Genomic DNA, 3,283 nt, shown 5'->3' on the forward strand with positions numbered 1-3,283 from the left:
TAAAAAGAGACCTGGCGCCGAGCAATTGTGGCAGGAGGCGACCCTCCAACTATCGTAGCCGCAGCAGCGTTTCACCTCTGAGTTCGGGATGTATCAGTGTGGTTCCACCGCGCCATAGGCACCAGGAAAGACAGTGAACAGAGAGCAGTTATCAGTTATCAAACAACTGTCACTGATTCAGAAACCCTGAAGACTGCAAGAAACGCGATATTCACCAATGTATTCACTGTTAACTGGTAACTGAAATTGAGGTCAAGCCCTCGGTCTGTTAGCACGGCTCGGCTACATACATTACTGCACTTCCACCTACCGCCTAAGAACCTGTGTTCTACAGGTGACCTTACCTACTTAAAGTAGTGAGAACACTCATCTTGAGGTGGGCTTCCCACTTAGATGCTTTCAGCGGTTATCCGCTCCGCACTTGGCTACCCAGCGTCTACTGTTGGTACAATAACTGGTACACCAGCGGTGCGTCCTTCCCGGTCCTCTCGTACTAAGGAAGGCTCCTCTCAATGTTCTAACGCCTGCACCGGATATGGACCGAACTGTCTCACGACGTTCTGAACCCAGCTCACGTACCGCTTTAATGGGCGAACAGCCCAACCCTTGGGACGTACTTCCGCCCCAGGTTGCGATGAGCCGACATCGAGGTGCCAAACCTCCCCGTCGATGTGGACTCTTGGGGGAGATCAGCCTGTTATCCCTAGAGTAACTTTTATCCGTTGAGCGACGGCCATTCCACTCTGCGCCGTCGGATCACTAAGGCCTACTTTCGTACCTGCTCGACTTGTCAGTCTTGCAGTCAAGCTCCCTTTTTGCCTTTACACTCGCCGCACGGTTTCCAAGCGTGCTGAGGGAACCTTTGCGCGCCTCCGTTACCTTTTAGGAGGCGACCGCCCCAGTCAAACTGCCCACCTGAAACTGTCCTTCTACCGGATCACGGTAGGAAGTTAGAATCCTAGCTTCGCCAGAGTGGTATCTCACCGTTGACTCCATATTCCCCACAAGGAATATCTCTTCGTCTCCCACCTATCCTGCGCAAGCGAAGCCCGGACACCATTCCAGGCTACAGTAAAGCTTCATAGGGTCTTTCTGTCCAGGTGCAGGCAGTCCGTATCTTCACAGACATTCCTATTTCGCCGAGTCTCTCTCTGAGACACCATCCAGATCGTTACGCCTTTCGTGCGGGTCGGAACTTACCCGACAAGGAATTTCGCTACCTTAGGACCGTTATAGTTACGGCCGCCGTTCACCGGGGCTTCGGTCGTCAGCTTCATGTTGCCACTGACCAACTTCCTTAACCTTCCGGCACTGGGCAGGCGTCAGCCCCCATACTTCCTCTTACGAGTTTGCGGAGACCTGTGTTTTTGGTAAACAGTCGCCTGGATCTCTTCACTGCGACCCACTCTCGTGGGCACCCCTTCTTCCGAAGTTACGGGGCCATTTTGCCGAGTTCCTTAGAGAGAGTTATCTCGCGCCCCTTAGTTTACTCAACCTCCCTACCTGTGTCGGTTTCGGGTACGGGTACTATATGTTCATCACATCACAAGCTTTTCTTGGCACTATCTTTCACTACTCGGAGTCCGTAAACCCCTCCCAAACCAATCAGGGTGTAGCTATTTTTTATGCGTCCCTCGTCATGCTCCCATATCGTAGTCAGGGAATCTTCACCCTGTGTCCATCGACTACGCCTTTCGACCTCGCCTTAGGACCCGACTCACCCAGAGCGGACGAACCTGGCTCTGGAACCCTTAGGGTTTCGGGGCATTGGATTCTCACCAATGTTTGCGCTACTCAAGCCGACATTCTCACTTCCGTTTCGTCCACAGCTGCTCGCCGCTACTGCTTCTACCTACGACGGAACGCTCCCCTACCGATTAATTTTTCGTTAATCCCACAGCTTCGGTACATCACTTAGCCCCGTTCATTTTCGGCGCAAGACCGCTTGACTAGTGAGCTATTACGCACTCTTTCAAGGGTGGCTGCTTCTAGGCAAACCTCCTAGTTGTCTATGCAGTCTCACCTCCTTTATCACTTAGTGATGATTTGGGGACCTTAGCTGGTGGTCTGGGCTGTTTCCCTCTTGACAATGAAGCTTATCCCCCACTGTCTCACTGGCTGTGTGTCCATCGGGTATTCTGAGTTTGTCTCGATTTGGTACCGGTCTCCCAGCCCGCACCGAAACAGTGCTTTACCCCCCGACTATAATCACAACCGCTGCGCCTCAACACATTTCGGGGAGAACCAGCTAGCTCCTGGTTCGATTGGCATTTCACCCCTAACCACAGCTCATCCGCCGATTTTTCAACATCGGTCGGTGCGGACCTCCACTTGGTGTTACCCAAGCTTCATCCTGGCCATGGTTAGATCACCAGGGTTCGGGTCTATAAACACTGATTATCGCCCTTTTCAGACTCGGTTTCCCTTTGGCTCCAGCATTCTCGCTTTAACCTACCAGTGCCTATAAGTCGCCGGCTCATTCTTCAACAGGCACGCGGTCATCCGTTTAATCGGACTCCCACTGCTTGTAAGCTCACGGTTTCATGTTCTTTTTCACTCCCCTTCCGGGGTTCTTTTCACCTTTCCCTCGCGGTACTTGTTCTCTATCGGTCACACAGTAGTATTTAGCCTTACGAGATGGTCCTCGCTGATTCACATGGGATTCCTCGTGCCCCATGCTACTCGGGATTCAGCTTCTATCCTTTGACTTTCGACTACAAGACTTTCACTTTCTTTGGTGCAGTATTTAGCTGCTTCGTCTAGCCTCTAGATTCGATTTTGCTGTCCCACTACCCCAAAAGATAAATCCTTTGGTTTAGGCTCTTCCCCTTTCGCTCACCACTACTTAGGGAATCTCTTTTGATTTCTTTTCCTCCAGCTACTAAGATGTTTCAGTTCGCTGGGTTCGCTCTTGACTGTCTATATATTCAACAGCCAGTATTCAGGGTTGCCCCATTCGGACACCTCCGGCTCAATGTTTGCTTCCAACTCCCCGGAGTATTTCGTCGGTAACCACGTCCTTCTTCGCCTCTGTGTGCCTAGGTATCCACCATGAGCCCTTTTTCGCTTGACCACAATCAATACATTCGGCTTTCTTCATGCAATCATCTGTCTTTTGCTTCTTGTCTCCAGCTTTTTTTGCTTTCTGACTTTCCACTTTTGACTTTTTGACTGCCTGCTTTTTTCGCGTTTCTATGCAGTTTTCAAGGTTCTGGCTAGGAATCACCCCAGCATTCTAACCACTTCTTCCTCGCGTTAGGTGCTGTTCTTCCTTCTTTCTTTT

2 rRNA genes are annotated in these 3,283 nt (G+C 51.0%); both read right to left on the reverse strand.

The features are described from left to right. Positions 1–9 precede the first annotated feature (9 nt). Positions 10–126: ribosomal RNA gene (gene rrf / locus H6G79_RS36285) — 5S ribosomal RNA — on the reverse strand. A gap of 122 nt (positions 127–248) precedes the next feature. Further along, a 23S ribosomal RNA gene (locus H6G79_RS36290) occupies positions 249–3,073 on the reverse strand. Positions 3,074–3,283: the final 210 nt, after the last annotated feature.

Source organism: Anabaena sp. FACHB-83, assembly GCF_014697485.1.
GTDB lineage: Bacteria > Cyanobacteriota > Cyanobacteriia > Cyanobacteriales > Nostocaceae > Nostoc_B.